Annotated in this window: 16 protein-coding genes; 4 read left to right on the top strand and 12 right to left on the bottom strand. The window is 66.6% G+C overall.

Annotation, left to right across the window (positions count from 1 at the left end):
• Positions 1-2: 2 nt before the first annotated feature.
• From hrpA to fadD2, 4 genes are all read right to left on the bottom strand, one after another.
• Positions 3-4,037 carry an ATP-dependent RNA helicase HrpA gene (gene hrpA / locus BLR75_RS20425; protein ID WP_084313676.1) on the bottom strand — a complete coding sequence of 1,345 codons (4,035 nt, stop codon included), beginning with the start codon at positions 4,035-4,037 and terminating at the stop codon, positions 3-5.
• Between the two features lie 59 nt (positions 4,038-4,096).
• Complete coding sequence (locus tag BLR75_RS20420; RefSeq protein ID WP_084313678.1) at positions 4,097-4,564, bottom strand: YiiD C-terminal domain-containing protein; 468 nt, start codon at positions 4,562-4,564, stop codon at positions 4,097-4,099.
• Between the two features lie 223 nt (positions 4,565-4,787).
• Complete coding sequence (gene fadD1, locus BLR75_RS20415) at positions 4,788-6,488, bottom strand: long-chain-fatty-acid--CoA ligase FadD1 (protein ID WP_084313680.1); 1,701 nt, start codon at positions 6,486-6,488, stop codon at positions 4,788-4,790.
• Positions 6,489-6,705: 217 nt separating this feature from the next.
• On the bottom strand, positions 6,706-8,394 hold the full coding sequence (fadD2, locus tag BLR75_RS20410; RefSeq protein WP_084313682.1) for a long-chain-fatty-acid--CoA ligase FadD2: 1,689 nt from the start codon (positions 8,392-8,394) through the stop codon (positions 6,706-6,708).
• Positions 8,395-8,596: 202 nt separating this feature from the next.
• On the opposite strand from fadD2, the gene BLR75_RS20405 reads away from it, so the two are divergent.
• Both BLR75_RS20405 and BLR75_RS20400 read left to right on the top strand, forming a co-directional pair.
• Positions 8,597-9,541 (top strand): alpha/beta hydrolase, encoded by a 945-nt coding sequence (locus BLR75_RS20405; protein WP_084313684.1) that lies wholly within the window; start codon positions 8,597-8,599, stop codon positions 9,539-9,541.
• Positions 9,538-10,008, top strand: coding sequence for a MaoC family dehydratase (locus BLR75_RS20400; protein WP_084313686.1), 471 nt, complete (start codon positions 9,538-9,540; stop codon positions 10,006-10,008). The genes BLR75_RS20405 and BLR75_RS20400 overlap by 4 nt, the downstream gene beginning before the upstream one ends.
• Positions 10,009-10,148: 140 nt before the next feature.
• Here the strand turns inward: BLR75_RS20400 and BLR75_RS20395 are convergent, their stop codons facing one another.
• From BLR75_RS20395 to BLR75_RS20370, 7 genes are all read right to left on the bottom strand, one after another.
• Entirely contained in the window at positions 10,149-11,006 is an 858-nt protein-coding gene (locus tag BLR75_RS20395; RefSeq protein ID WP_084313688.1) for an efflux RND transporter periplasmic adaptor subunit, read from the bottom strand.
• 12 nt (positions 11,007-11,018) lie between these two features.
• Positions 11,019-11,228, bottom strand: coding sequence for a DUF1656 domain-containing protein (locus tag BLR75_RS20390; protein WP_084313690.1), 210 nt, complete (start codon positions 11,226-11,228; stop codon positions 11,019-11,021).
• A complete protein-coding gene (locus BLR75_RS20385) occupies positions 11,215-13,203 on the bottom strand; it encodes an FUSC family protein (protein WP_084313692.1) in 1,989 nt (662 codons plus the stop codon). The genes BLR75_RS20390 and BLR75_RS20385 overlap by 14 nt, the downstream gene beginning before the upstream one ends.
• Positions 13,204-13,378: 175 nt before the next feature.
• Entirely contained in the window at positions 13,379-13,486 is a 108-nt protein-coding gene (gene ccoM, locus BLR75_RS27220) for a cytochrome c oxidase subunit CcoM (RefSeq protein WP_281246559.1), read from the bottom strand.
• Positions 13,487-13,688: 202 nt separating this feature from the next.
• The gene (locus BLR75_RS26810) at positions 13,689-13,850 is read right to left on the bottom strand and encodes a hypothetical protein (RefSeq protein ID WP_090416135.1); all 162 of its coding nucleotides are present in this window, start codon (positions 13,848-13,850) and stop codon (positions 13,689-13,691) included.
• Positions 13,847-14,446: an alpha-ketoglutarate-dependent dioxygenase AlkB family protein gene (locus BLR75_RS20375; RefSeq protein WP_084313694.1), complete on the bottom strand. Its 600-nt coding sequence runs from the start codon at positions 14,444-14,446 to the stop codon at positions 13,847-13,849. Before BLR75_RS20375 ends, BLR75_RS26810 begins: the two co-directional genes overlap by 4 nt.
• A gap of 42 nt (positions 14,447-14,488) precedes the next feature.
• On the bottom strand, positions 14,489-14,743 hold the full coding sequence (locus BLR75_RS20370; RefSeq protein WP_084313696.1) for a hypothetical protein: 255 nt from the start codon (positions 14,741-14,743) through the stop codon (positions 14,489-14,491).
• Between the two features lie 219 nt (positions 14,744-14,962).
• Here BLR75_RS20370 and rapA point away from each other — a divergent pair, with 219 nt between their 5' ends.
• Together rapA and BLR75_RS20360 are read left to right on the top strand one after the other, a co-directional pair.
• Positions 14,963-17,815, top strand: a complete 2,853-nt coding sequence (rapA, locus tag BLR75_RS20365; RefSeq protein ID WP_371858137.1) for an RNA polymerase-associated protein RapA — start codon at positions 14,963-14,965, stop codon at positions 17,813-17,815.
• A gap of 173 nt (positions 17,816-17,988) precedes the next feature.
• Positions 17,989-18,444 (top strand): universal stress protein, encoded by a 456-nt coding sequence (locus tag BLR75_RS20360; protein ID WP_084313699.1) that lies wholly within the window; start codon positions 17,989-17,991, stop codon positions 18,442-18,444.
• Between the two features lie 336 nt (positions 18,445-18,780).
• Here the strand turns inward: BLR75_RS20360 and BLR75_RS20355 are convergent, their stop codons facing one another.
• A complete protein-coding gene (locus tag BLR75_RS20355) occupies positions 18,781-20,442 on the bottom strand; it encodes a phosphoethanolamine transferase (RefSeq protein WP_084313700.1) in 1,662 nt (553 codons plus the stop codon).
• Positions 20,443-20,545: the final 103 nt, after the last annotated feature.

The raw sequence follows: 20,545 nt of genomic DNA, 5'->3' as shown, positions 1-20,545 counted from the left end.
GCTCAGGCTTCGACCTGGCTCCACTGCTTGCTCAGGCGCTTGTCCGACACCGGCAGCTTCGTCCCCAGTTGCTGGGCGAACAGCGAGACGCGGTATTCCTCCAGCATCCAGCGGTACAGCGCCAGGTTCGGGTCGCGCTTGCCTTCCTGGGAGTGCTTGGCCAGGCGCGCCTTGTACTGCTCCCAGTAGCCGGCCATCTCGCCGCTCCACACGCGGTCGCGCTGGACCTGGCCGGCGACCTTGTCCAGGCGCTGTTCCACCGCCTTGAGATAGCGCGGGTATTCCTTCAGCCACTCCAGCGGCGTGTCGCGGACGAAGCCCGGGTAGATCAGGTTGGCCATTTGCCCCTTCACATCGTTGAGCGGCACCGTCATCGCCAGGTCGACCTTGCCCTTGAAGCGCTTCTGCAGGCCGTGCCAGAGCTTCAGGCTTTCCAGCACCAGGCGCGCCAGGCGCTCGGCGTGCTCGGTCCAGGCGCCGCGCTTCTTCTCCGCCAGCGACGCCAGGGCGGCGCCGTCGCGGGGCAGATGCGCCTCGCCTTCGAGGATGCAGCTGTCCAGGCTGGCGAGCAGGATGTCCTCCACCAGCGCCTCGACGCGGCCAAGATCGCGATACAGCAGGCCCATCTCGGTCTGCCCCGGCAGCTTGCCGCGGAGGAACTTGGCCGGCTCGGCCAGCTGTTGCAGGAGCAGGCGCTGCAGGGCGCGGCGATGCTGGAATTCGGCCTCGGCCTGGGTCGGGAAACGGCCCTCCTTCACCGCGCCGCTTTCCTCCACCAGCGCCGGGTAGACCGTCATCGACAGGCCGGCGATCTTCTGCTGGGCCTTTTCCGCCACTTCGGCGAAGCCCTTGGCTTCCACCGGTTTCTGCGCCTTGTCCGCCTGCGGGATGGCCAGCGCGGCCTGGCTGGCCTCGGCGAAGCGTGCGGTCAATTCGGCGAGATCGCGGCCTTCGCCGAGGAACTTGCCGCGGGCATCGACCACTTCCAGGTTCATGCGCAGATGGCTTTCCACCCCGGCCTCGGCTTCCGCCCACGCTTCATCCGGCACGCGCGAGCCGGTCATGCGCTGCAACTCGCGGCCGAGCGCTTCCGGCAACGCACCTTCGGCGAAGACCATCTTGCCCAGCGCAGCGCGGACGAAGTCCGGCACCGGCACGAAGTTCTTGCGGATCGCCTTGGGCAGGTTGCGCACCAGAGCCACGCACTTGGCCTCCAGCAGGCCGGGGACCAGCCATTCCAGACGCTCGCCCTTCAGCTGCGGCAGCAATGGAGCGGGCACGCGAATGGTCACGCCGTCGCGCGGATGGCCGGGTTCGAAGTGGTAGGTCAGCGGCAGCTCCAGTTCGCCGATACGCAGGCGATCCGGGTAGAGCCCGGCGGTGACCTCGCTGGCGTCGCGGGCGAGCACGTCTTCCTCGCGCATGATCAGCAGGTCGGGCTGCTGCTTCTGCTCGCGCTCGTACCATTTCTCGAAGCTGGCGGTCTGGTAGATGTCTGCCGGTAGCCGCGCGTCGTAGTAGGCGAACAGGGTTTCCTCGTCGGCGAGGATGTCGCGCCGGCGCGCCTTGGCTTCCAGTTCGTCGAGCTTTTCCAGCAACTGGCGGTTGGCGCTCAGGCACTTCGCCCGGCTGTTGATCTCACCGCGCACCAGTGCTTCGCGGATGAACAGCTCGCGCGACACTGGCGGATCGATCGGCCCGTAGTGCACGGCGCGGCGGCCAACGATGATCAGTCCGTAGAGAGTGACCTGCTCGTAGGCGACGACCTGGCCGCGCTTCTTCTCCCAGTGCGGCTCCAGGTGGTTCCTCTTCAGCAGATGCCCGGCCAGCGGCTCCAGCCAGTCCGGCTCGATCTTCGCGACCATGCGGGCGAACAGCTTGGTGGTCTCCACCAGCTCGGCGGCCATGATCCACTGCGGCTTCTTGCGGCCGATCACACTGGACGGATGAATCCAGAAGCGCCGCTGGCGCGCCCCAAGGTAATCGCCCTCCTCCGCCTTCTGGCCGATCTGGCTGAGCAGGCCGGAGAGGATCGCCTTGTGCACGGCGGCGTAGTCGATGTCGCGCTTGGGCTGCTCTCCATCCTTGTAGGAGCGAGCTTGCTCGCGAACGCTCTTGGCGCCCTTGTTGTCCTGGGGTTTCGCTGCGTTGGGTTGTTCGCGAGCAAGCTCGCTCCTACGAGAAGCCCCTTCTGCCTTGCCGAACGGCAGCTTGAGCTCGCGGCAGATCAGCGTCAGCTGCCGGTGCGCATCCCGCCACTCGCGCAGACGCAGATAGTTGAGGAAGTTCTTCCGGCACCAGCTGCGCAGCGCGTTGGAGCCCAGCGCCTGGCGCTGTTCCTCGAAGCCGCGCCAGAGGTTGATCAGCGCGGCGAAGTCGGAGTCCGGGTCCTTCCACTGGGCATGGGCCTGGTCGGCGGCCTGCTGGCGTTCGATCGGGCGTTCGCGCGGGTCCTGCACGGAGAGCGCGCTGGCTACCGTCAGCACTTCGTTCAGGCTGCCCTGGTTGGCCGCCTCCAGCAGCATGCGGCCGAGGCGCGGATCGATGGGCAGGCGCGCGAGCTGGCGGCCCAGCGGGGTGAGCTGGCCCTCGCGGTTTACCGCCGAGAGTTCCTGCAGCAGGGTGAAGCCGTCCTTGATCGCCTTGCCGTCCGGCGGCTCGATGAAGGGGAAGGCCTCGATGTCGCCGAGGCGCAGATGGAGCATCTGCAGGATCACCGCGGCCAGGTTGGTGCGGAGGATTTCCGGATCGGTGAAAGCCGGCCGCGAGTTGAAATCCTCCTCGCTGTACAGACGCACGCAGATGCCCGGCTCGACCCGCCCGCAGCGGCCCTTGCGCTGGTTGGCGCTGGCCTGGGACACCGCCTCGATGGGCAGGCGCTGGACCTTGGCGCGGTAGCTGTAGCGGCTGATGCGCGCGGTGCCGCTGTCGATCACGTAGCGGATGCCCGGCACGGTCAGCGAGGTTTCGGCGACGTTGGTGGCGAGCACGATCTTGCGCCCCGGCATGGGCTGGAAGATCTTCTGCTGCTCGGCCGGGGTCAGCCGTGCATATAAAGGCAGCACCTCGGTATGCCGCAGGTTGGCCTTGCGCAGCATGTCGGCGGCATCGCGGATCTCGCGTTCGCCGGGAAGGAACACCAGCACGTCGCCGGGGCGCTTGCCGACCTCGCGCTCGTGGGCGGCGATCTCGTCCAGCGCGCGGAGGATGCCCTCGTCCACCGACAGATCGTCGAACAGCGCCTCGCCGTCCTCGTCCACTTCCGCCGCCAGCGGGCGGTACCAGGTATCCACCGGATAGGTGCGGCCGGAAACCTCGACGATGGGCGCGTCGCCGAAATGCTTCGAGAAGCGCTCCAGATCGATGGTCGCCGAGGTGATGATCAGCTTGAGGTCGGGCCGGCGCGGCAGCAGGGTCTTGAGGAAGCCGAGCAGGAAGTCGATGTTCAGGCTGCGCTCGTGGGCCTCGTCGACGATGATCGTGTCGTAGCGTTCCAGATAGCGGTCGTGCTGGGTCTCGGCGAGCAGGATGCCGTCGGTCATCAGCTTGACCAGGGTGCTGTCGTCGCTCTGGTCCTCGAAGCGCACCTGGTATCCCACCAGCGAACCCAGCGGCGTGCCGACCTCCTCGGCGACCCGCGTCGCCACGCTGCGCGCGGCCAGCCGGCGCGGCTGGGTGTGGCCGATCAGGCCGTGTATGCCGCGGCCCAGCTCCAGGCAGATCTTCGGCAGCTGGGTGGTCTTGCCCGAGCCGGTTTCGCCGGCGATCACCACCACCTGGTGCTTCTCCAGCGCGGCCTTGATCTCGTCGCGCTTGGCGGCGATCGGCAGGCTGTCGTCGTAGCGCATGCGCGGCACGCTGGTGCGGCGCGCCTCGACCTTGGCGCAGGACGCCTGGAAGCGTTCCAGCCATTGCGCCAGTCTGGCCTCGTCCGGCTCCGCCTGCTTGCGCAGTTCGTGGAGCTGGCGGCGCAGGCGGTGACGGTCGCGGATCAGGGCGTGGTCGAGGTTCTTGTGCAGGGAGGCGATGTCGGTCATCGAGCGATAGGTCAGCTACGTGAAAAAGTCGGCGATTGTCGCAGATCGGGCGCGTCGGTTCAGGCTTCCATGCGCGCGGCGTACATCGCATTGGCAGTGAACACCTCGCGGCCCTCGCAGGTGATCCGCACCGGCAGCTTCAGCCGCGCCCGCCCGCGTTCGCGCAGCTGCGCGACGAAGGCCGGCCATTCGTCCGGCAGCACCGCCTCGGCGACGAACTCGGCGCTGGAAGGGGCGCGATAGTCGCACTCGTGGCGCTGGATCACCAGCGCCGCATCCAGCCCCTCGCGGCGCATGGCGTCGAACAGCAGGGTCCAGCCGGCGGCGATGGACAGCGTCGCCAGGCTGCCGCCGAACACGGTGTTGTGCGGATTGCGGTTCGGCGCGTGCGGCGCGCTCAGCCACAGGCTGCCGGGCGCGCTGGGCAGCACGCGGATCTGCATGAACTGGCTGAGCGGGATGTTCTCGTGCAGGTAGCGGGTCAGCGCCTCGGCACGCTGGAGGTCATCGGCGGTGGGCTCGGTCATGGCGGTCGGCGATCTGGAGTGGGAGGGGTATATGGTAGGCGGCGAGCGGCGTGATGGTCGATCCCGAGTGGGCGGCAGCTCCGTAGCTCTTTTCATCCACCATTACGGGGCCGCCTGCTCAGCCTTGGTGGATCGATGGAGCCGATCCACCCTACGCCGCCCCACCATCGTCAACGAAAAAGCCCCGCGATGCGGGGCTCTTCCGTTACACGACCGCCCGTTACTAGGCGACCTTGTCCTTCTGCGCAAGTTTCTTCAGTTCCTCGTCGCGCAGCTCGCGGCGGAGGATCTTGCCGACGTTGGTGGTCGGCAGGCTGTCGCGGAATTCCACGGCCTTCGGGCGCTTGTAGCCGGTCAGGTTGTCGTGCATGTGCTTGAGGACCTGCTCCTTGGTCAGGGTCACGCCCGGCTTGGCGACCACGAACAGCTTGATCGACTCGCCGGACTTCTCGTCCGGAATGCCGATGGCCGCGCACTGCAGCACGCCCGGCAGGGTCGCCAGCACGTCTTCCAGTTCGTTCGGGTACACGTTGAAGCCAGACACCAGGATCATGTCCTTCTTGCGGTCGACGATGCGCATGTAGCCGTCGTCCTGGATGATGGCGATGTCGCCGGTACGCAGCCAGCCATCCTGGTCGAGGATTTCGGCGGTAGCCTCCGGACGCTGCCAGTAGCCCTTCATCACCTGCGGGCCCTTCACGCACAGTTCGCCGCGCTCGCCGAACGGCAGGTCGTTGCCGTTGTCGTCGATGACCTTGCACTGGGTGGACGGCACCGGGATGCCGATGGTGCCGATCTGGATCTTCTGGAACGGGTTCACCGACACCACCGGGCTGGTTTCGGTCATGCCGTAGCCTTCGCTGATCGGGCAGCCGGTGACGTCCTTCCAGCGCTCGGCGGTGGCCTGCTGCAGCGCCATGCCGCCGGACAGGGTCAGCTTCAGCGTGGAGAAGTCCAGCTTGCGGAAGGCGTCGTTGTTGCACAGGCCGACGAACAGGGTGTTCAGGCCGACGAAGCCGGTGAATTTCCACTCGGCCAGTTCCTTGACCATCGCCGACAGGTCGCGCGGGTTGGTGACCAGGATGTTGTGGTTGCCGGTCAGCATCATCGCCATGCAATGGAAGGTGAAGGCGTAGATGTGATAGAGCGGCAGCGGCGCGATGAGGATTTCGCGGCCCTCGCCGAGGTTGGCGCCCATCAGCGCCTTGCACTGCAGCATGTTGGCGATCAGGTTGCGATGGGTGAGCATCGCGCCCTTGGCCACGCCGGTGGTGCCGCCGGTGTACTGCAGCACGGCGACGTCGTCGCTGCTCGGAGCGGCTTCGCGAACGGTCTTGCCGCGGCCCCTGGCCAGCGCGTCGTTCAGCTTCACCGCCTGCGGCAGGCGGAACGGCGGGACCATCTTCTTGACGTACTTGACCACCGCGTTGACCACGAAGCGCTTCAGCGGCGGCAGCATGTCGCCCACTTCGGTGACCACGACGTGGCGGATGCCGGTCTTCGGCAGCACTTCCTCGGCCAGGTGGGCCATGTTGGCCAGGCACACCAGCGCCTTGGCGCCGGAATCCTTGAACTGATGTTCCATTTCCCGCGCGGTGTACAACGGGTTGGTGTTGACCACCACCAGGCCGGCGCGCATGGCGCCGAACACCACTACCGGGTATTGCAGGACGTTGGGCAACTGCACGGCGATGCGGTCGCCGGGCTTGAGGTCGGTGTTCTGCTGGAGCCAGGCGGCGAAATCACCGGAAAGCCGGTAGATGTCGCCGTAGCTGAGGGTCTTGCCGAGGTTGCTGAACGCGGGCTTGCTGGCAAAGCGTTGGCAGGACTCCTTGAGCACCGCGAGGATGTTCGGGTACTTGTCGGCATCGATCTCGGCGGCAATGCCGGCCGGATATTTGTCCTTCCAGAAATTTTCGGTCATGGAAAGCCCACTCCTGAGCAACAGCTGATCTATACCGCTCTGGGCGGCTATTTGTTGTGTTTATACCGCTTTTCGCGCGGACAGGGGGCGAAAAGCGGGCCGAGATTATCAGCTTTGCCCGACACCGACCAGCACCAAAGGTGACCCCGCCGGTCACAAAAATGACCAAAGGCAGCACCTTTGGTCATTCTTTTTTCCTTCGATGAAACCGGCTTCTTCAGGCGGTTTCGCGCAGCTCCCGGCGCAGGATCTTGCCCACCGGCGTCATCGGCAGCGCATCCTTGATGACGATGTGCCGGGGCATCTTGTAGCCGGTCAGGTTCTCCCGGCAGTAGGCCTTCAGCTCCTCCACCGTCAGCCCGCCCTCGCGCGGCACGACGAACAGCTTCACCACCTCGCCGGACTTCTCGTCCGGCACGCCCACCGCCGCGCAGTTGGCCACCTTCGGGTGGGCCATGACGATGTCCTCGATCTCGTTGGGATAGACGTTGAAGCCGGAAACGATGATCAGGTCCTTCTTGCGGTCGACGATGCGCACGTAGCCGTCCTGGTCGATCACCGCGATGTCGCCGGTCTTCAGCCAGCCCTCGGCGTCGAGCACCTCGGCAGTGGCCTCCGGACGCTGCCAGTACCCCTTCATCACCTGCGGCCCCTTCACGCACAGCTCGCCGCGCTCGCCGAGGCCGAGGTCCTGGCCCTGCTCGTCGATCACCTTCAGCGCCGTGCCCGGCATCGGTATGCCCACGGTGCCCAGGCGCGCCTTGTCGCCGTAGGGGTTGGCGGTGACCACCGGCGAGGTTTCGGTCAGCCCGTAGCCCTCGACCACGGCGCAGCCGGTGATTGCCTTCCAGCGCTCGGCGGTAGCGGCCACCAGCGCCGTGCCGCCGGAGTTGGTGACCTTGAGGTTGGAGAAATCGAGATCCTTGAATTCCGGGTGCTCCATCAGCGCGACGAACAGGGTGTTGAGGCCGAGCAGCGCGGAGAAGCGCCACTTCTTCAGTTCCCTGACGAAGCCGCCGATGTCGCGCGGATTGGTGATCAGCACGTTGTGGTTGCCGCTGACCATCATGCACATGCAGTTCGCCGTGAAGGCATAGATGTGGTACAGCGGCAGCGGCGCGATCATCACTTCCTGGCCTTCCTTCATGAGCGGATGGCCATCGGGGCCGAGCTGCGACAGGCAGGCGTGCACCTGCTGCATGTTGGCGACCAGGTTGGCGTGGGTGAGCATCGCGCCCTTGGCCACGCCGGTGGTGCCGCCGGTGTATTGCAGCACGGCGACGTCGTCGAGGCCGACCCGGACCGGCTGCAGGGCATGGCCGCACCCCTGCTGCAGGGCCTCCTTGAACGGCACCGCCGCCGGCAGGCTGTAGTCCGGCACCATCTTCTTCAGGTGTTTCACCGCCAGGTTGACCAGCCAGCCCTTCGGCTGCGGCAGCAGGTCGCCCATGCGCGCCTCGATCAGGTGCTCGATGCCGGTATCCGGCAGCACTTCCTCGACCAGCTTGCCGAACAGGTTGACGTAGACCAGCGCCCGCGCCCCGGAATCCTTGAACTGGTGGCGCATCTCGCGGGCGGTATAGAGCGGATTGGTGTTGACCACCACCAGCCCGGCGCGCAGCGCGCCGAACACCGCCACCGGGAATTGCAGGATATTCGGCATCTGGATCGCGATACGGTCGCCCGGACGCAGGTCGGTGCCCTTCTGCAGGTAGGCGGCGAAGGCCGCGGACAGGCGGTCGAGCTCGGCGTAGCTCAGGGTGACGCCCATGTTGCTGTAGGCCGGGCGGTCGGCGAATTTCTTGCAGGAGCGCTCGAACACCTCGACCACCGACTTGTAGGTGGTCAGGTCGATCTCGCTGGGCACGCCAGCCGGGCGTTTGTCGTTCCAGAAATCAGGCTGCATTGTTGTTGTCCTCTTACCTGAGTAGATCGATCAGCTCCGGGGAACTTAGCAGTTGGGCGGCGGGGCGCAAACACGGGCATGCCCCGACATCATTTCCATGAATTTCCGGATGGCGGCCCGGCGCCTGCCCGGGCTTTCTGCCGCCGGAATGGCGCTGCTAGAATGCCGGACCCTGGCCCGGCCGGCGCAAGGATTCCCCCGCATGCCCCACGCTGCCTACTGGCTCCCGGCCAGTGACGAAACGCCGCTGTACACCCGCCACTGGACGGCGGATGGCTCCGCCCGTGGCGCGGTGATGCTGTCCCACGGCATGGCCGAGCATGCTGGCCGCTACGAGCGGCTCGGCAGCGCGCTGAACGCGGCCGGCTACCACCTCTATGCCATCGACCAGCGCGGCCACGGGCGCACCGCGGAATCCGGCGACCTCGGCCACTACGCCGACAGCGATGGCTGGGGCAAGGTGATCGGCGACCTCGCCACGCTCAACCAGCACGTCCGCCAGAATCATCCCGGGCTGCCCATCGTCCTGCTCGGCCACAGCATGGGCAGCTACATATCCACCGCCTACCTGATCGAACACAGCGCCAGCGTGCAGGGCGCCGTGCTCTCCGGCTCGAACTACCAGCCCGTCGCGCTGTACCGCAGCGTGCTGCCCATCGCCCGCTTCGAGCGCTGGCGCCAGGGGCCGCTGGGGCGCAGCGGGTTGATCGAATTCCTCTCCTTCGGTTCGTTCAACCGGGCGTTCCGGCCCAACCGCACGCCCTTCGACTGGCTGAGCCGCGATCCGCAGGAAGTCGACAGGTACACCACCGATCCGCTCTGCGGCTTTCGCTGCAGCAACCAGTTGTGGCTGGACCTGCTCGGCGGCCTGGCGGAGCTGACGCCGGTCGAGCGCCTGGCGCGCATCCGCCCGGCGCTGCCGCTGCTGGTGATCGGCGGCGAACGCGACCCGGTCAGCCAGGGCAAGCGCCTGCAGCTGCTGGCCCAGGCATTGACCAGCGCCGGCCTGCGCAAGGTGGAGAAACAGATCTACCCCGACGCCCGTCACGAACTGTTCAACGAGACCAATCGCGACGAGGTCATCCGCAACCTGATCGACTGGCTGGAGCGTTCCTGCCGTCGTTCGACCAACGAGGAAAACCCATGACCCAGGTTCAGAACGTCACCTACGAAGAACTCGAAGTCGGCCAGAAGGCCAGCTTCCAGCGCGCCATCGGCGAGCGAGAAATCCAGCTGTTCGCCGAAGTCTCCGGCGACCGCAACCCGGTGCACCTGGACGCCGACTACGCCGCCGGCACCCTCTTCAAGGAACGCATCGCCCACGGCATGCTCAGCGGCGCGCTGATCAGCGCGGCCATCGCCACTACCCTGCCCGGCCCGGGCTCCATCTATATCGGCCAGACCCTGAGCTTCACCCGCCCGGTGAAACTCGGCGACAGCCTGACCGTGGAACTGGAAGTGCTGGAAAAGCTGCCGAAGAATCGCGTCAAGGTCGCCACCCGCGTGTTCAACCAGAATGGCGAGATGGTGGTGGACGGCGCTGCCGAAGTGCTGGCGCCGAAGCAGAAGCTGGACATCGAACTGCCGGCCCTGCCGCCGATCACCATCGGCTGAGGGCCTCCGCCCTGCCTGGAAACACGGCGGTCAGCGAAACGTAGGGTGGATGGCGCTTTTCCATCCACCATTCCGGGGCCGACTGCGCGGCCGTGGTGGATCGGTGGAGCGTGATCCACCCTACTAAGAAGTCTGCCCCTTCAGTTTTCCCCCACCGTGACGCTGGCGGTCATGCCGGCGCTCAGGTGGATGCCTTCGGGCACCTTCTCCAGCTTGATCCGCACCGGAATCCGCTGCGCCAGGCGCACCCAGTTGAAGGTCGGTTCGACATTCGCCAGCAACTGGCTGTCCGGCACCGCATTGCGGTCGGTGATGCCGCTGCTGATGCTTTCCACCCGCCCGTCGATCACCGCATCCCCGCTCATCAGCACCACCCGCGCCGGCTGGCCGACGCGGATGCCCGGCAGCTTGGTTTCCTCGAAATAGGCGGTGACGTAGAAGGACTGCTGGTCGACCAGCGCCATCACCGGCTGGCCGGTCTGCACGTAGTTGCCCTGGGCCAGGCGCAGGTTGGTCACCTGGCCGCTGCGTGGCGCGCGCAGTTCGCTGCGGCGCAGGTTGAGCGTGGCGAGCTTCACCTGGGCCAGCGCCTCCTGGTATTCGCCATTGGCGATGGCGGCGCGCATCTGCGCGCTTTCCTTGTCCTCCGCGCTGATGGTGCGGGTGTCCAGGCGGCTGCGCCGCGCGGCCTCGCTCTGGCGCAGGCGCAGCTGCTGGTAGCGGGTGTCGGCCAGGGCTTTCGCCTGGTCGAGGTTGGCCTGGTAGCGCTCGCGGTCGATGCTCATCAGCAGGTCGCCGGCCTTCACCTGCTGGTTGTCCCGCACGCGGAGGTCGGTGACCCAGCCGGAAACGTCCGGGGCGATCACCACCACATCGGCACGCACCCGCGCGTCGCGGGTCCAGGGCGACAGCATGTAGAAGCGCCACAGCCAGATACCGGCCAGCACCGCAGCGACGACCACCGCCAGGGTCAGGGCCACGCGAAGGAATCCGCGCATCGGCAATTCTCCTTATCCGCCTCCGGTGAGGCTCCAGGTAATGGCACAGAGGATCAGCAGGAACAGCGCACAGTCGAACAGGGCTTCGTGCCAGATCCAGCGACCGAGCGGGGTCAGCTGCATCAGCATGCGGACCAGCACGGTCAGCCCCAGGGCGACCAGCGCATAGATGAACAGCGGGCTCAGGTAGACCCCACCCCAGCCCATTTCATGCAGCCCCATGGCGTTCCTCCGGCAGGCACCACTGGCGCCAGGTCCGGCGCATTTGCACGAGCGCCGCGCGGGCCAGGCGATTGGGCTCGTTCTGGCCGGCGCGGTCGGCGTCCAGGGCCTTTTCCAGGTCCAGGCAGATTGCCTCCAGCTGCCGCTCGCGCCCTTCGCCCGGTCCCGCTTCGAGAATATCGCCCAGATTGCCGAGGAATCGCTCGCGCGCCTTGCGCAGGACGCCCCGCGCACCGGCCAGGCAGGCGCGCAGGTGGATCAGCTCGTTGCCCAGGTCCAGCGCCAGCAGGCCATCCTGCCAGCGCTGCTGGCCGCTTTCCGGCAACAGCGTGTAGTGCCGGGCGAGGCGGATCAGGCGGTCGGCCATGCGTCCGCCGAACCAGTTCTCCGCCTGCGCCAGGGGCCGCCGGGTCAGCCGGCCGAGGTCGATGCAGGTGGCCTCGATCAGGCGCCGGCTCAGCCAGTGCGGCGGCAGGCTGAGCAATCGGAACAGCAATACCGCGCTGCCCACGCCGATCAGCACGCCCTGGGCGGAATTGAGCAGGGCGGCGAGGTCGTAGTGCATCTGGTTGCGCGGCGCCACCAGGGTGATGAAGTGGATGGCGAAGGAAGTCGCCACCCCGGCCAGCGCTGGCGTCGCCATGCCCAGCGCGCCGAAGAACAGCGGCACGCCGAGGGCCATGCACAGCAGCGGAAAGCCGTTCCACTGCGGCAGCAGCCACTGGGTGACCAGCGCCGCCGCGGGGATCGCATAGAGGATGCCGCGCAGGAAGGCCATGCCGAGGGCGGCAGGATTGTCGCGTCCGGCGAACAGGCTGCAGATCACCGCGGTGAGCAGCATCCCGCCGATCGCTCCCGGCCAGGCGGTGGCCATCCAGAACACCGACATGCAGAGCAGCGCCAGCGCGCTGCGCCCGCCAGAGAACAGCGCCATCAGCCAGTCGCGGTGCCAGGACAGGTTGCCCGGGGCGCTGGCATCGAGTTCGCCGCTCGCCACCGCCTGCACGCTGCGCTCGGCATCGACCGCCTTGCGCAGCAGCACGCTGCAGCGCGCCAGGCAGTAGCGCAGGTCGTTCGGCAGGTTCTCGTCCCTGGCTGCCGCCGCGAGGCGCTCGCGCAATGCCTGCATCTCGGCGGTCCGCGGGTTTTCCAGACAGGCCTGGAGTTCGTCGATCCACGGTTGCAGCCAGCGGGCGTCCGCTTCTTCCAGCAGGGTGCGCTGGCGGGCGACGCCCCTGGCCGTGCGCAGCAGGCTCAGCAGGTCCCGCGACAATACCCGCAGCGCCCGGGACCGCTGCCGTCCGCGATAGCCCTCGAACCAGGCGTGATCGCGCTGCACGTCGACCTCGACGATCTTGCCCAGCGCCGCCAGCAGGCTCCTGGCCTCGCGCGTCTGCTCGCCGATCTCGCTGCGCGCCGCCTGCATCCCGGCCAGCCAGGTGGCGCGGGCCTGCCTGTCGAGGTTGGCTTCCACCCGCCGCGGCCAGAGCGTCGCGCTGACGAACGAAGCGCAGAGGATGCCCAGGCAGATCTCCGTGCAGCGCGCCACGGCCTGGTCGAACACGCCCAGCGGCTGCAGGGTCGCCGGCAGGCCGATGATCGCCACCGTATAGCCGGACAGCACGAAGGCGTAGGAAACGTGGTTGCGCAGGGTGGTGGACGCGGCGGTGCAGAGGCCGATCCAGAGGGAAATGGCGAGCAGGAACAGCCAGGGCGTCTGGGCGAACAGGGCGATCATCACCACCGCCATCGCCGTCCCGACCAGGGTGCCGAGCAGGCGGAAGATACCCTTGGCGATCACCATGCCGGAGAGCGGCTGGGAGACGATGAATACCGTCATCAGCGCCCATTGCGGCTGGTCCAGATCGAACCGGAAGGCGCACCAGAGCGCCAGGCCGCCCGCCAGGAGGGTCTTTACCGCGAACTTGAGCGCCAGTGGATCCGGCGCAAGGAAGGCCTGCAGCGAGGGTCGCACGCGATTTCCCGAAGGTGGCTAGGAATATTCAGAATGGTCAAGCGTGGCAGCATGTGGCAAACATTATTAGCCAGCTAACGATACCTGTTCCAGCTTTTTCGCGCACAAAAAAAACGGGCGACCTTAAGTCGCCCGAAGTGCCTTGCGTGCTCTGTGTATCCGGGAGGATTACCGGTCAGTGCCGATGCGAATCCTTCCAGATGAAATATCCAACCCCGCCGCAGAAGACGATCATCAGACCTACGGTGATGACACCTGCGAGAACCACTTCGTCAATGAACATGGTACCGGCCCTCTGTTGCTCATCTGCTCTTTGAAGATGGGTTCAGATTACCGGCGGCGGGGATGTGAATATTGATCTGTATCAACTGGGCCATGGGCCTGGATCGGCAGCGGTCTCTGCACTGATCCAGATCAAGTGCGGCAAATGAGGGGATGCGGCGGGAGGCCGCGGAAACCGGCGTTCCGCGGCAGAGGGAGGAGGATCAGCGCTTCTTCGGCTTGCCTTTGCCTTTCTTGCCCGGCTTGCCCATCGGCAGCGCCTTCTCGAAGGCCTGGCGCACCTCCTGCAGACGTTGTTCGTGCACGTCGTGGATGCGCTTGTTACGTTCGGCGTTCAGGTCGATCAGCTTGTCGTCGTTGCTCATGACAGGGAATGCACCAGGCGAAAGGTCAGATTCAGTCTAGGCGCCACCGCGCGGCGGGTCTTGGCTACCTGATGCTGCCAATAATGCTGCGTTGCGCCGGACATGACCAGCAGCGAACCCGCTCCCAGTTCCAGGGAACATTCGATCGCCGTGTCGCCCTTGCGGCGCAGGTCGAAACGCCGCGTGCCGCCGAGATTGAGCGAAACCACCAGCGGATTGCGCCCCAGCTCCGGCTCGTCGTCGCTGTGCCAGCCCATCGAGTCCCGGCCATCGCGGTAGTAGTTGAGCAGCACGCCGTTGAGCGGCTGGCCGACGCTTTCCACCACCCGCGCGCGGATCTCCCCCAGCAGCGGCGTCCAGGGCAGCGGCCGATGCACCAGACCGGAATAGCGATAGGTCGCCTCGGGATCGCCATACCAGGCGACCAGCCTCGGCACCGGATAGTCGCGCCCGTGAAGGCGAACGCTCGGTCGCTCCCAGGGCGTTTCCGCCACCAGCCGCTCGAACCAGTCCCCCGCCGTGGCGACGGAACACCAGTGCGGAATCAGGCGGATGTCCGCGTCGGGAAGGATGATCGGGGCGTCGGAAAACAGCATCGCAAGAACCACCGGGGGCAACGACTGCGAGTATGCCCCGCATCAGCACTCGATATCGATCCACTGCCCCTTGCGCGGCGCCTCTCCCAACTCTTCCACGTCGTCTTCCGCCTCATCCATCGCCCCCGCCGGCCGCTGCCGGCGCCGCCGGTCGGCCACCGGCGCGTGCTCATCCGAACCCACGCCACTGCTGCCGACGCCGGCCTGCGGCGGGGCGACCGGCGGTACATCCGGACGCGGCTTCGGCACGTCCTGCTGGGCGGTCGCCGGCATCACGCCGGGAATGGGTTGCAGCATGCTTCCTTCCTCTGGTCAGGCGGATCGGGTGCCGGGCTTCGTTCCGGCCCCGGCTCGCTACACTTTTCTACGCTTTCGACGGGATTCCCGGCCTGCAGGCCTGTCGGCCCACACAGGCAATCAACGACAAGCCCGCAGCGGTTCTCGGACGTTTCGGCCAGCGCACAACCGTCGCTGAAAGCCGCGTGTTCCGTTACCATAGCCGGCTTTTTTCGGGAGGTGTCCATGGCGCAGTATCAACCGGGTCAACGCTGGATCAGCGACAGTGAGGCCGAGCTCGGGCTGGGAACCATCCTGGCGCTGGATGGCCGGATGCTCACCGTGCTCTATCCCGCGACCGGCGATACCCGCCAGTACTCCGAACGCAACGCCCCGCTGACCCGCGTGCGCTTCGCTCCCGGCGACGAGGTGACCCACTTCGAAGGCTGGAAGATGACCGTCCGCGAGGTCGAGGAAGCCGACGGCCTGCTGGTCTACAGCGGCATCAACGCGCACAACGAAGTCCGCGTACTGCCGGAAACCCAGCTGTCCAACTTCATTCAGTTCCGCCTCGCCAGCGACCGCCTGTTCGCCGGGCAGATCGACCCGCTGCCCTGGTTCCGCCTGCGCTACTACACCCTGGAACACCGCACCCGCCTGCTGCAGTCGTCCCTCTGGGGCCTTGGCGGCGCCCGCGCCCAGCCGATCGCCCACCAGTTGCACATCGCCCGCGAAGTGGCCGACCGCATCGCCCCGCGCGTCCTGCTCGCCGACGAAGTGGGCCTGGGCAAGACCATCGAGGCCGGCCTGGTGATCCATCGCCAGCTGCTCTCCGGCCGCGCCAGCCGCGTGCTGATCCTGGTGCCGGAAAACCTGCAGCACCAGTGGCTGGTGGAGATGCGCCGGCGCTTCAACCTGGAAGTCGCGCTGTTCGACCGCGAGCGCTTCGTCGAAAGCGACGCCAGCAACCCCTTCGAGGACAGCCAGCTCGCCCTGGTGGCGCTGGAATGGCTGCGGGAAGACGAGCGCGCCCAGGACGCCCTGTTCGCCGCCGGCTGGGACCTGCTGGTGGTGGACGAGGCCCATCACCTGGTCTGGCATCCGGAAAAGGCCAGCCGCGAATATCAGCTGGTCGAACAGCTGGCCCAGGTGATCCCGGGCGTCCTGCTGCTCACCGCGACGCCGGAACAGCTTGGCCTGGACAGCCACTTCGCGCGCCTGCGCCTGCTCGATCCGGACCGTTTCCACGACCTGGAAGCCTTCCGCAACGAAAGCAGCCAGTACCGCCCGGTGGCCGAAGCCGTGCAGGAACTGATCGACCACGGCCGCCTCTCCCCGGACGCCCGCGCGGCCATCCATGGCTTCCTCGGCGCCGCCGGCGACGAACTGCTGGCCGCCGTGGAAAGCGGCGATGAAGACGCCCGCGCGCGCCTGGTCCGCGAGCTGCTCGACCGCCACGGCACCGGCCGCGTGCTGTTCCGCAATACCCGCGCCGCCGTGCAGGGCTTCCCCGAGCGCCAGCTGCACAGCTATCCGCTGCCGAACCCGGTGGAATACATGGAGCTGCCGATCGGCGAGCACCCCGACCTGTATCCGGAAGTGAGCTTCCAGGAGCAGGTCGAGGAAGGCGACGAGAACACCCGCTGGTGGCGCTTCGACCCGCGCGTCGAGTGGCTGATCGACACCCTGAAGATGCTCAAGCAGTACAAGGTGCTGGTGATCTGCGCCCACGCGGAAACCGCCCTCGACCTGGAAGACGCCCTGCGCCTGCGCTCCGGCATCCCGGCCACGGTGTTCCACGAAGGCATGAGCATCCTCGAGCGCGACCGCGCCGCGGCCTACTTCGCCGACGAGGAATTCGGCGCGCAGGTGTTGATCTGCTCGGAAATCGGCAGCGAAGGCCGCAACTTCCAGTTCTCCCACCATCTGGTGCTGTTCGACCTGCCGGCGCATCCGGACCAGCTGGAGCAGCGCATCGGCCGTCTCGACCGCATCGGCCAGCGCCACACCATCCAGATCCACGTCCCGCACCTGGAGACCAGTCCGCAGGAACGCCTGTTCCAGTGGTATCACCACGCGCTGAACGCCTTCCTCAACACCTGCCCCACCGGCAACGCCCTGCAGCACCGCTTCGGCTCACGCCTGCTGCAGCTGATGGAAAGCGCTGACGACAAGGAATGGGAAGCGCTGCTCGAAGAGGGCCGCGCCGCCCGCGAAGCCCTGGAAGCCGAGCTGCACAGCGGTCGCGACCGCCTGCTGGAGCTGAACTCCGGCGGCGCCGGCGAAGGCGAGGCGCTGGTGGCGGAGATCGAGGAACAGGACGACCAGTTCGCCCTGCCGATCTACATGGAGAAGCTGTTCGATACCTATGGCATCGACAGCGAGGACCACTCGGAGAACGCCCTGATCCTCAGGCCGAGCGAGAAGATGCTCGACGCCAGCTTCCCGCTGGGCAGCGACGAAGGCGTGACCGTCACCTACGACCGCAACCAGGCGCTGGCCCACGAGGACATGCAGTTCCTCACCTGGGAACACCCCATGGTGCAGGGCGGCATGGACCTGGTGCTGTCCGGCTCGCTGGGCAACACCTCGGTGGCGCTGATCAAGAACAAGGCGCTCAAGCCCGGCACCGTATTGCTGGAACTGCTCTTCGTCAGCGAGGCGGTGGCGCCGCGCTCGCTGCAGCTGGGCCGCTTCCTGCCGCCGGCGACGCTGCGCTGCCTGCTCGACGCCAACGGCAACGACCTGAGCGCCCGGGTGGCCTTCGAGACCCTCAACGACCAGCTGGAAAGCGTGCCGCGCAGCAGCGCCAACAAGTTCGTCCAGGCCCAGCGCGACGCGCTGGCCAAGCAGTTCGCCATCGGCGAGAGCAAGGTCCTGCCGCGCCACGCCGAGCGCGTGGAGAAGGCGCGCCAGCATCTGGTCGCCAGCCTCGACGAGGAACTCGCGCGCCTGACCGCCCTCAAGGAGGTCAATCCGAGCGTCCGCGACAGCGAGCTGGAAGCCCTGCGCAAGCAGCGCGACCAGAGCCTGGAGCTGCTGGACAAGGCCTCGCTGCGCCTGGAGGCGATCCGCATACTGGTCGCCGGCTAGGTTCCGGCCTTCCCGCTCCAGCAGAAGCCGCGCCGGGCAACCGCCGCGGCTTCTGTCCTGCTGGCGCCAGGGAAAGGCTCATCCACCCCGGCACGGTTGATTTTGCTCAAGTGCGTTCCCCTCAGGGCGAGCTAGAGTTTTCCTACACCAATTACATACCGAGGGGAAACATCATGTACGAACGCATTCTGGTAGCGGTGGACGGCAGTGCGGTTTCCGACCGCGCCCTGGCAGAAGCGGTCAAGCTCGCGGAACTGAGCGGCGGCGAATTGCGCGTCATCACCATCGTCGACAGCCCTCTTCGCCACCTGCCCGACTATGCCGTCTACTACAACCCCGAACCCCTTCGCGAAGCGGCCCTGAAAGCCGCCGACGACACCTTGGCCAAGGCCCGGGAAAAGGTTGCCGGACACAGCGTGAAGGCGACCTTCGACCGCGTCTGCCAGGAACGCGCCAGCGAGGAAATCGCCGAGCGCATCGAGGTGGAAGCCGAGACCTGCAATGCCAGCCTGATCGTCATGGGCACCCACGGCCGCCGCGGCGTGCGCCGGCTGATGCTGGGCAGCGTGGCGGAAGGGCTGATCCGGGTGAGCAACCGGCCGGTGCTGCTGGTGCGGGGCGACAAGTAGCTATCTGGCAAGCAACAAAAAGCCCGGGCATGTCGCCCGGGCTTTTTTTCGTCGGGCCGTACCTGGGGTGGATCACGCTTTTCCATCCACCCTACGGAAATGCACGCTTTCGTAGGAGCAGGGGGACGCCTAGTTCTTGCTGGCGATAGCCATTCTTCCCGGCGGCTTCGTCGTTCAAGAGTGGACAGCGGATCGCCAGCAAGCTGGCTCCTACGAAGAGGACACCATTGGCGTGGCCGGTTGGTGGAACGATGGAACTGATCCACCCTACGCTTCTCCGCGGCCAGACGCAGGAGCGTGGGAACCATGGCTACTGGGCGTTCCCTGGGACGCCCCTCACCCCTGCTCCGCCGTCATGCTCAGCCGGCACGAATGGAACACATCCAGCTTCGGCTGGTACACGCCGGTATGCACCTGGAACAGCCCGAGCAGCGAATGGAACAGGTTGTCGTGGCTGAGATCGGCCTCGTCCGCCTTGGCCTGCAGGCAGCCGCGCGCGATGCCCTGGTCGGCCAGGGTGCGCGGGGCGAACCACATCACCATGGGCACGTGGGTCTGCGCTTCCGGGGCGATGGCGTAGGGCGCGGCATGCAGGTACATGCCGTTCTCGCCGAGCGATTCGCCGTGGTCGGAAACGTAGAGCATCGAGGTGTCGAAGCGCTCCTGGTTGCGCTGCAGCAGTTCGATGACCCTGGCCAGGAAGTGGTCGGTATAGAGGATGGTGTTGTCGTACACGTTGACCAGTTCCTCCCGGCTGCAACTGCCCAGCTGGTTGGTCCGGCACACCGGGGTGAAGCGCTCCATGGCCTTCGGATAGCGCTGGAAGTACTCGGGACCGTGGCTGCCGTCGGCGTGCAGGACGATCAGGGCGTTGCCCTGCAGGCTGTCGATGTAGGCCTGCAGGTCCTGCAGCATGGCCTCGTCCAGGCAGTTGCTGCCGTCGCAGAAGGGGCCGGGCTGGCTTTTCGGGATATCCCGGTGCGGCACGCGCAGGCAGGTGCCCTTGCAGTCGCTGTTGTTGTCCAGCCAGAGCACCTGCACCCCGGCGCGCTGCAGCACGTCGAGCAGGCCCTCGTAGGTCTTGCCCTTGCGGTCGCTGTAGTCCTCGCGCGGGAACATGGAGAACATGCACGGCACCGATACCGCCGTGGACGTGCCGCAGGAATGCACGCGGGTGAAGTTGAGGATGTCGAGCTGCTTCAGCTGCGGATTGGTCTCGCGGGCATAGCCGTTGAGGGAGAAGTGGTCGGCCCGCGCGGTCTCGCCGACCACCAGGATCGTCAGCGACTTGCGCGCCCGCTGCTGCGCCTTGGCGCTCATCACCGCGTCCTCGCCGATGGGCTGCACCACCAGGTTCTCCGGGGTGCGCAGGTGCTGCCGGGCGAACTTGCCGACCGCGTAGATGTAGTTGGTCGGGTTGATGAAATGGGTCAGCCTGTCCTCTTCGCGGAAGATCGGCGCGTAGGTCGAATAGAAGCCGCCCACCACGACCGCCACCACCAGCACGCAGCCGGTGATCACCAGCGCCTTGTTCAACAAGCCGCGCAGGAACGGCCGGTAGACCACCGGCAGCCACCAGACCAGCGCCGCCGGCAATACGCCGAGCAGCAGCAGGTAGCCGCCCAGCTTCGCGCTGAGCAGCGCGCCGGCCTCGCCGGGGTTGGTCTCGAAGACGTTCTGCACCATCACCGTGTCGATGGCGATGCCGTAGTTGTTCATGAAATAGGCCGCTGCCGCCGAGCACAGCGCAACCAGCGTCAGCACCGGTTTCAATGTCGGACGGAAGGAAAACAGCGTCAGCAGCAGGCTGAAGGCGGCCCAGAGGAACACCCCGAAGGAGGCGAAGAACGCCGCGCGATGCAGGCCCTGCAAGGGCACCAGTGCATCCAGCGCCTTCCAGGTTGCGAAGTTGTAGAGCAGCACCAGCGCCAGGGAAAACAGCAGCACCAGGGCTGTCGAACCGATTTGCGGGATGCGGCGTTTGTTGCCCTCGGCCATCTACGGCACTCCTCGGGGACCATGCGAAGAAAACGACGCCCGCCGCCACGGCAGGCGGCGGGACTCTAGTCGGCTGGCAGTCAAGAAAGCGTGAAATTCGCGC

It is taken from the genome of Pseudomonas jinjuensis (assembly GCF_900103845.1).
GTDB lineage: Bacteria > Pseudomonadota > Gammaproteobacteria > Pseudomonadales > Pseudomonadaceae > Pseudomonas > Pseudomonas jinjuensis.
This window is presented reverse-complemented; position numbering and strand designations above follow the sequence as displayed.